An 8,989-nucleotide genomic window follows, 5' to 3' on the forward strand; every position below is an offset into this window, starting at 1 on the left:
TCGTCAATTGATGGCTTTGAAGCGCCCGACAGGCGAAACACTGGCCGGTTTGGTGAAGGCCAAGACCGGTTACGTCTTCAAGGATATCCGTTTGCTTGAGACCGCCTTGACGCATTCCAGTGCGGTCAAGGCGGCCACCAACAACCAGCGTCTTGAATTTCTTGGCGACCGCGTGCTCGGGCTTGTCGTCGCCGATATGCTTTTCGAAAAATTTCCCGATGCGCCGGAAGGTGAAATCGCGCCGCGCTTCAATGCGCTGGTCGATGCGCGGACCTGCTCCGAAATCGGCATCGAAATGCAGCTGGAGGATCTGGTCCGCGCCGATTCTGCCTTGAAGATGCGGTCGCGCGGCTCGGGCGGAAACTATCTGGCGGATGCGGTCGAAGCGCTGATTGCGGCGGTTTACGTCGACGGTGGCATCGAGGCCGCGCGGCGGTTCGTCCTGCGCTATTGGGAACCGCGCTCGCATACGGTGATCGCAAAGCCGCTCAATCCGAAATCCGATCTGCAGGAATGGATTGCCAAGACCAGCGATATCAGACCCGAGTATGTGATCGACAAGCGCGAGGGACCCGACCATCAGCCGGTCTTCACTGTATCCTTGCAGGTCCGCGGCTTTGCGCCGATAAGCGGCACCGGCGGCTCGCGCAGGGCGGCCGAAGAAGCGGCGGCTTCGGCATTTCTTGTGCGCGAAGGCGTTTGGGCCGCCGCATCGGCCCAAAAATCGGGGGGCTCGCGGCCCTCCAGTGAAGGGAGCGCGGCATGACCGCTACCGAAGAGCCGGCGACCACAGCCGCCGCCACGCATTCCGGCTTTGTCGCGCTGATCGGCGCGCCCAATGCGGGCAAGTCGACCTTGGTCAACCAATTGGTCGGCGCCAAGGTGTCGATTGTCACCCACAAGGTGCAGACGACCCGCGCCATCGTGCGCGGCATCGCCACGCATGACAATGCGCAAATCGTTTTCGTCGATACGCCCGGCATCTTCAAGCCGAAGCGGAGGCTCGACACGGCGATGGTGACCACCGCCTGGGGTGGGGCCAAGGACGCCGATATCGTACTGCTTCTGATCGACGCCGAGCGCGGCATCAGGGGCGACGCCGACGCCATCCTCGAACGGCTGAAGGATGTGCGCCAGCCGATGGTGCTGATCCTCAACAAGGTCGACCGCGTCAAGCACGAAGCGCTGCTGGCTCTGTCGGCGGCAGCGAACGAAAGGGTGCCGTTCAAGCGCACCTTCATGGTGTCGGCGCTGACCGGTTCCGGCTGCAAGGACGTGCTCGATTATCTGGCCGAGTCTCTGCCGGTCGGTCCCCGGTACTATCCGGAAGACCAGATCTCGGACCTGCCGATGCGCCAGCTCGCGGCCGAGATCACGCGCGAGAAGCTTTATCTCAGGCTGCATCAGGAATTGCCCTATTCCTCGCATATCGAGACCGAGAAATGGGAAGAGAAGCCGGACGGCTCGGTGCGCATCGACCAGACCATCTATGTCGAGCGCGACAGCCAGAAGAAGATCGTTCTCGGCCACAAGGGCGAGACCATCCGCGCCATCGGCCAGGCGGCGCGCATGGAGATAGCAGGCATCCTCGAACAGAAGGTGCACCTGTTCCTGTTCGTCAAGGTGCGCGAGAACTGGGGCGACGACCCCGAGCGCTACCGCGAAATGGGGCTCGAGTTTCCGCGCTAGGCTCGATGGTCAGCAAGCCGAACATCGACATAACGCTTGTCAGCCGATTGATCGCCACGCAATTTCCCAAGTGGAAGGATCTTCCGGTCAGGCCGGTTGCATCAGGCGGATGGGACAACAGGACCTTTCATCTGGGCGGCGAGATGACCGTGCGACTGCCAAGCGCCGCGGCCTATTCCCTGCAGGTGGAAAAGGAGCATCGCTGGCTGCCGAGGCTCGCACCTCTGCTGCCGCTGCCGATCCCGGTGCCGCTGGCGATGGGAGTTCCGGCCGAAAGCTATCCCTGGCACTGGTCCGTCTACCGCTGGATCGAAGGCGAGACGGCAGAGCGCGAGCGGATTGCCACCCTGCCGCAATTTGCGACCGACCTGGCCGCGTTCCTGGTCGCCCTTCAGCGTATCGATGCCACCGGTGGACCGGCGCCGGGACAGCACAATTTCTTTCGCGGCGGAGCACTCAGCGTCTACGATGGCGAGGCCCGGCAAGCGATTGCCGCCCTCGACGGCAAGATCGACACGGCCGCAGCCAGTGCGGTGTGGGAGGCAGCACTTGCCGCACAATGGCACGGTGCGCCGGTCTGGTTCCACGGTGACGTCAGCTGGGGAAACCTGTTGGTCAGGCAAGGCCGATTGAGCGCGGTGATCGACTTCGGAACCTCCGGCGTCGGCGATCCCGCCTGCGATCTGGCGATTGCGTGGACGCTGTTTGAAGGCAAAAACCGGGAGGCGTTTCGTGCCGGGCTTCCGGCCGACGAGGCGATGTGGGCGCGCGGTCGTGGCTGGACGCTTTGGAAGGCGCTGATCACGGTCGCTGGACAGATCGACGCCAACCCTGTTGAGGTTGAGAAATCCTGTCACGTAATCGATGAAGTCCTTGCCGACCGCGCGCGCGAGCGTGAAGCGCCGAACGATAAGCCACTCTAGCCAACCAAAACCCAGTCCCGTCGCCAAACATCCGCCGTCGCATGGCGCGACCAGGGACATTCCGACCGACGCCATGCTTCCCGGGAGTGCCGATCCGCCTGATCGAGGCGGACGACCACGTCGCCCGTGTCGCCAAGGTCGACTGAGAGGCGTCACGGAGGAATCGTTTTGAACGTTTGGCTGCTGTCACAATCGGGGACACCACAGCGCTCCAGGGTTTCGATCGTCTTGGAAGAAGCAGACAGGCTTGGAAGCGTCATCCCGCTTTTCGCCTCGGCATCAGAGTGGGATTGGCGAATGGGCGTCACCTGGCGATAGAGGGGTCGGCAAGATTCAGGTCGATGTCGGCGAAAACCAGGTAGATATTCCACATTGTGCGGTCTTTTAGAAATATAAAACGTCGTAGTTATATTTAGTCGCGAAAGTATCCGTATATATATTCAATGTGTGACGTTGTGCCACTTGTGCCATTCGCCATCGCGGCAAGTGTTATTTGTGCAACACAGCATTAATCTGTTCGCGGAATTGGCATTATTTCGGAAATCGTCATTGAAGGCAGATGATCGATGGGTATGTTCGCCGCTGAAAAGGGCGAGCGGTGTGAGCCTTTTTCGTTGTGGGGGTGAGGCGGGAAAACATTGCCGCCAGCCACAAATCCGAAGCCATTTAAAACTATGACTGGAGAGGTCAGAAAATGAACATCAAGAGCCTCCTTCTCGGCTCAGCCGCGGCCCTGATCGCGGTCAGCGGCGCACGCGCCGCCGACGCTGTCGTCGTCGCCGAACCGGAACCGGCCGAATACGTCAAGATTTGCGACGTCTACGGCGCCGGCTACTTCTATATTCCGGGCACCGAGACCTGCCTGCGCATCGGCGGCTACCTCCGCTACGACATGGGCGTCGGCGATTCCGGCTCGCTCGATGGCGCCAACAACGTTCCCGATCACATGGACGGCGGAACGAACGACACCTGGTATAAGAACATGCGTTTCACGCTGAGGACTTATACCGGCCAGGAAACCGAGCTCGGCACGCTGAAAACCTTCACCGAAACTCGCTTCCAGTTCGGCAACTCCTCCGGCGACTATACCGACCAGACCCCGGCCAACAACGGCTGGCAGGCCGGCAACAAGACCACCACCCTCAATTTCGCCTGGATCCAGCTCGGTGGCCTGCGCGTCGGTAAGGATGAAACGGTATACGACCAGTTCATCGGTTATGCCGGCAATGTCATCCAGGACACGCTCATCCCGTATGGTGTCAAGGATACCAATCTCATCAGCTATTACTTCGACGCTGGCAGCGGCTTCACGGGCGTGGTCTCGCTTGAGGAAGGCACCGCCGTCAACACCATCGACAGCTATGTTCCGCATGTCGTCGGCGGCTTGAAGTACAAGGGCGACTGGGGTGCGATCACTGGCGTCGTGGCCTATGACAGCAACTATGAGGAAGTGGCCGGCAAGGTCCGTTTGGACGTCAACGTCAGCAAGGAACTGACGCTGTTCGTCATGGGCGGCTACGGCACCAACGACAACATCAACGACTTCGGCACAGGCCGTACCCAATACAAGCCGTGGGGCGGTAACTGGGCAGTCTGGGGTGGCGGCACCTACAAGTTCAACGAGAAGACCTCGTTCAACGCCCAGATTTCCTATGACGACTGGAAGAACCTCGGCGTCGCTGCCAACGTTGCCTATACCATTGTGCCCGGCTTTACGGTCACGACTGAAGTCGATTACCTCAATGCAGGAAAATTCGACGACTTCGACTTCAACAACTGGACCAAGGCCGACAAGAAGAGCAGCGTCGGCGGCATCGTCCGCTTCCAGCGCAATTTCTAGCAGATCGACTGACCTCACCAGCCCGCCCGCAGCACATCGCTGCGGGCGGTTTTTTATGCATTGGTGTGAGAGTTACCCAGGAGCCAAGCCCATACCTTGATTTCGCCACCCGATCGGTGAAAAGCTCCTGAAATGGAATGGCGCGACGAGGGAATCATTCTCGGCACCCGCAAGCATGGCGAAACCAGCGCCATTCTCGAGGTGCTGACGCGAGCGCATGGCCGTCATCTCGGCCTTGTTCGCGGCGGCCGTTCGCGCAAACAGCAGCCCGTCCTCCAGCCCGGCAATCGCGTCGACCTGTTGTGGCGTGCGCGCCTTGATGAACATCTCGGCACGTTCCAGGCCGAAGCGATCGAGATGAATGCTGCCCGGTTGATGGACAGCGCCGTCGCCGTCTACGGCTTGCAGACCATGGCCGCGCATCTGCGCCTGCTGCCCGAGCGCGACGCGCATGAAGGTCTCTACGAAACGCTTGCCGTGATGATCGTCCATCTCGACGACGCCGACGTTGCCGGAGAACTGGTGGCGCGCTTCGAGCTTCTGGTGCTGGACGAACTCGGCTTCGGCCTCGATCTCAGCCAATGCGCCGCCACCGGCACGCGACAGGACCTGGCCTATGTTTCGCCGAAGTCGGGACGCGCGGTATCGCGCGAAGCCGGTTTGCCAGGGCGCGACAGGATGCTGGCTCTGCCGGCCTTCCTGCAGCGCGGCTCCGGCCTGCGCGCGGATGCGGTTGATGTCGACGACGCCTTCCGGCTCACCGGCTTCTTCTTCAACCGCCACGTCTATGAGCCGCGCGGCATCGAGCCGCCGGACGCTCGTACCGGCTTCCTCGCCGCCTTGCGCAAACATCACGCACGCGGCAAGGCCATAGCTGGCGAGGACGCAGCCAGAGAAATCCTCACATGAGCGAAGTCGAACTTTATCCTGGCCGGGTCTCACCGCTCGGCCTCGGCACCATTCCGCACGCCGACATCCTGAAATACACCGGTTTGGAATTGCTGCAGCGCATCGTCGACGGCAAGTATCCGGCGCCGCCGATTTCCTTCCAGCTGAATTTCACTCTCACCGAAGTCTCGGAAGGGCGCGCTGTCTTTCGTGGCATGCCGAGCGAGCGCCATCTCAACCCGCTGGGCAGCGTGCATGGCGGCTGGGCGGCGACGCTGCTCGATTCGGCACTGGCCTGTGCCGTGCAGACGCTGCTCGAAAAGGGCGAGGCCTATACGACGGCGGAGTTCAAGGTGAATTTGACGCGTCCCATCACGCCGAAGACCGGCGAAGTGGTCTGCGAGGGCAGGGTTGTTCACAAGGGCCGCACGTTGGCGGTGTCGGAAGCGACGCTGAAGGATGGCGGCGGCAAGCTGCTGGCTTTCGGCACCGAAACATGCTCGATCTTTCCGGCCGCCAATCTGGCGGCGCGCTGAGTTTTCTGGCCGTTTGGCCGCCGCATTTGCATGTCAGTGAGACGAAACGTCAGTGAAAACTGGCCTGGTTTGGGGGAACCGCCATGTTTGAGAGCCTGATCGGCCTTGTCGCCATCATCGCCTTGTTCGTCATCATTTCGCGCCAGCAGAGCCGCATCGGCCTTGTCGAGCGCGAGCTTGGCGCGCTGCGCAGCCTTGTGCTCTCGGGAGCCGTGCCGCCTGCGGCCAAGCCGTCCGAACAGACGGTGGCCGACAACGTGCCCGCCGATGTGATTCCAGCCGTTGCGGCAGCGGCCGACATTCCCTCTCCAGCGACAAGCGAGCCGGTCGCCGCACCGGCGCCACCCACGGAAACGGAAGACTCGACCGGCGAGATCGTGTCCGGGCCGTGGACCGCTCCAGAACCGGCGCCGAAGGCGGTGGAACCCGCGGAGCTTCCCGGAGCGACGAAAGCCGCCCGCCAATCCGATGTCGAAACCGCGCTCGGCACCCGCTGGGCGGTCTGGGTCGGCGGCATCGCCCTGGCGCTGGGCGGTCTGTTCCTGATCCGCTACACCATCGAAGCCGGCATTTTCGGCCCCGGCGTACGGCTGACCATGGCCGGCGCGCTCGGCCTTGTGCTGGTCGTGGGCGGCGAGTTCGTCCGCCGCACCGGCTTCAAGATGCCCGTACAAGGCGCCGCGGGCGCCTATATTCCGGCGATCTTGACAGCGGCCGGTGCCTTCATCCTGTTCGGCACCGTCTACGCCGCGCATGGCATTTACGGTTTCATCGGGCCGGCGCTCGCCTTCACGCTGCTTGGGGCCATCGGTGTGGCAACCATTGCCGCTGCGCTCGTCCACGGCCAGGCGCTGGCCGGCGTCGGCCTTGTCGGCGCCATGGTGACGCCGGTGCTCGTCGCCTCGCAGGCACCCAATCCCTGGGCGCTGTTCGGCTATCTCGCCATCGTGCTTGCCGCCACCGGCGTCATCGCCCGCATGCGCGACTGGAAGTTGCTGATGGCGGCTGCCTTTTTCGGCACCGGTGTCTGGACCATTCTCTATATGACCGATGCGCCGGGGGCGAACCTCTCTGCGATCCTGCTCATCGACGCCGTCACGCTGGCCGTGCTCGCCCTTGTCTGGCTCGCTCGCCGTGGCGACGAAACCACGCCAGACAGGGCTTTCGACTGGCCGTCCATCGTGCCTGGCCTGTTCGTCGCATTCTCGGCACTGGGCCTGTCGGTAGACCCGGCCTTTGCTGCCGCCGGCTATGCCTTGCCGGGCGCGGTGGTGATCGCCGCGATGGTGGCGGTCACGCTTTATCGTCCGCTGGCGCTGCCGCTCCTCTATGCCGCGGGACTGGTCACGGTGCTGATCTATCTCGGCATTATCCCGCCAACCTCGATCGCTTCCGATTTTTCGGGCGGCGCCCTGGGCGTCGACGGACTGCCGGTGGCCACGTCCAACGCGCTGACCTTGCGCATCGGCATCGCACTCGGCCTGGTCTTCATCGGCGCCGGCTTCTGGGCCGCGCGCCGGTTCGCCGCTGGGACACAGATACGTGCGGCCTCATGGGCGGCGTGGGGCGTCATCGTCCCGCTGGTCGTCCTGCTGGCGCTCTGGTTCACTTTCGGCAATCTCGACCGTGACCCTGTCTACGCCGCCGCAGCGGCACTGTTGGTCGTCATTTTCGCCGCCGGCGGCGAGTGGATCGCGCGGGCCGAGGAGCCGCCGCTCAAGGGCGGTGTCGCGGTCTCGTTTGCCCTGGGCGGCGCGGCCATCGCCGGGCTCCTGCTCATGCATATGGCTTTCGATTCCGGCTGGACCACCATCCTGCTCGGTGCGGCGGCCATCGTGCCGGCGCTGGCCACGCGCTGGCGCTCCTATCCGGTGCTCGGCTGGATTTCGGTCGGCGCGGTGATCGCGGTGCTTGGCCGTGTCGCCTTCGACCCGACCATTGTCGGCGCCGGCTTCCTGTCGACGACGCCGGTGTTCAACTGGCTGCTGCCGGGCTACGGCGTGCCCGCACTGGCCTTCGGCTTCGCCGCGTGGCAGCTAGCGCGCACCACCAACGGCCGACCGCGCCTTGCCATGGAAGCGGCGGCGGCGCTGTTTGCGCTGCTCACGCTCGCCATGCTGGTGCGCCACGCCATGCATGGCGGCGTCATCGACACGGGTGCCATGACGCTCGCCGAACAGTCGATCTACACCCTGATCGCCATCGGCGCCGGCGCCATCCTGGTCGCCATCGACATGCGCTCGCCAAGCTCGGTGCTGCGCTATGGTTCGATGGCCGCCGGTGTGGCCTCGGTCGCTTTCATCGTTGTCAGGCATTTCGTGGTGCTGAATCCTTTGCTTACCGACGAATCGACCGGCCGTATCCCGGTGTTCAACCTGTTGTTCCTCGCCTATCTCCTGCCGGCGGTCGCCGCCGGGGGACTGGCGCTCTACGCCAGGGACAAGCGGCCAAAATGGTATGCGCAGATGCTGGCCGTGGTGTCTGCCGCGCTTGCCTTCGCCTATGCCACGCTGTCGGTGAGGCGCCTGTTCAAGGGCGAATTCATCGGCCTGTGGAGCGGCCTCGGCCAGTTGGAAACCTACACCTATTCGGCGCTCTGGCTGGTGATTGGCGTTGCGCTGCTCTCAGCTGGCGTCTGGCTGAAATCGCAGGTGCTGCGCATCGCTTCGGCCGCGCTGATCGCGATCGCCGTGCTGAAGGTCTTCATATTCGACATGTCGGAGTTGGAAGGCGTACTCCGGGCGCTATCCTTCATCGGCCTCGGCGCGGTTCTGATCGGTATCGGCCTGTTCTATCAGCGGCTTTTGACACGGGCGGCGAGGGAAAACGGATAAAGGCAAGCAAGAACAATAAGATTTCACCCCGACCGGGAATAAATCGGCACTCGCCAGCGTTATCTCATTGCTTGGGTGACCGGGGCGGGAGACCGCTTCGCGCTGGCCGCTTGCGCCGCGCCCGGAAGGCGCGTTCAATCCAGATCAACAAGGGCGACCTCGAAACCAGCGGTCATGGACGAAAAGAAGGCAGCAATCCTTGGCGAAATACCGCGCCTGCGCCGTTACGCACGCTCGCTTTTGCGCGACCGCGACGCTGCCGACGACCTTGTCCAGGAT

At 63.1% G+C, this 8,989-nt stretch carries 7 protein-coding genes and 1 pseudogene; all 8 read left to right on the forward strand.

Going from position 1 to position 8,989, the window contains the following annotated elements; all coding sequences use genetic code 11:
* Positions 1–10: 10 nt before the first annotated feature.
* Positions 11–766: a ribonuclease III gene (gene rnc, locus EN879_RS13940; RefSeq protein ID WP_013532584.1), complete on the forward strand. Its 756-nt coding sequence runs from the start codon at positions 11–13 to the stop codon at positions 764–766.
* The gene (gene era, locus EN879_RS13945) at positions 763–1,689 is read left to right on the forward strand and encodes a GTPase Era (RefSeq protein ID WP_013532583.1); all 927 of its coding nucleotides are present in this window, start codon (positions 763–765) and stop codon (positions 1,687–1,689) included. Before rnc ends, era begins: the two co-directional genes overlap by 4 nt.
* Before the next feature lie 5 nt (positions 1,690–1,694).
* Entirely contained in the window at positions 1,695–2,612 is a 918-nt protein-coding gene (locus EN879_RS13950) for an aminoglycoside phosphotransferase family protein (RefSeq protein ID WP_013532582.1), read from the forward strand.
* Between the two features lie 694 nt (positions 2,613–3,306).
* Positions 3,307–4,452 (forward strand): porin, encoded by a 1,146-nt coding sequence (locus tag EN879_RS13955; RefSeq protein WP_013532581.1) that lies wholly within the window; start codon positions 3,307–3,309, stop codon positions 4,450–4,452.
* A gap of 132 nt (positions 4,453–4,584) precedes the next feature.
* Entirely contained in the window at positions 4,585–5,361 is a 777-nt protein-coding gene (gene recO, locus EN879_RS13960) for a DNA repair protein RecO (RefSeq protein WP_127274100.1), read from the forward strand.
* Positions 5,358–5,876, forward strand: a complete 519-nt coding sequence (locus EN879_RS13965; protein ID WP_013532579.1) for a PaaI family thioesterase — start codon at positions 5,358–5,360, stop codon at positions 5,874–5,876. The genes recO and EN879_RS13965 overlap by 4 nt, the downstream gene beginning before the upstream one ends.
* An 83-nt stretch (positions 5,877–5,959) precedes the next feature.
* The gene (locus tag EN879_RS13970; protein WP_063167700.1) at positions 5,960–8,710 is read left to right on the forward strand and encodes a DUF2339 domain-containing protein; all 2,751 of its coding nucleotides are present in this window, start codon (positions 5,960–5,962) and stop codon (positions 8,708–8,710) included.
* A 75-nt stretch (positions 8,711–8,785) separates the two neighbouring features.
* Positions 8,786–8,989: pseudogene (locus EN879_RS39905) on the forward strand (RNA polymerase sigma factor); the annotation flags it as partial.

Source organism: Mesorhizobium sp. M7A.F.Ca.AU.002.02.1.1 (genome assembly GCF_003998535.1).
Lineage (GTDB): Bacteria > Pseudomonadota > Alphaproteobacteria > Rhizobiales > Rhizobiaceae > Mesorhizobium > Mesorhizobium ciceri.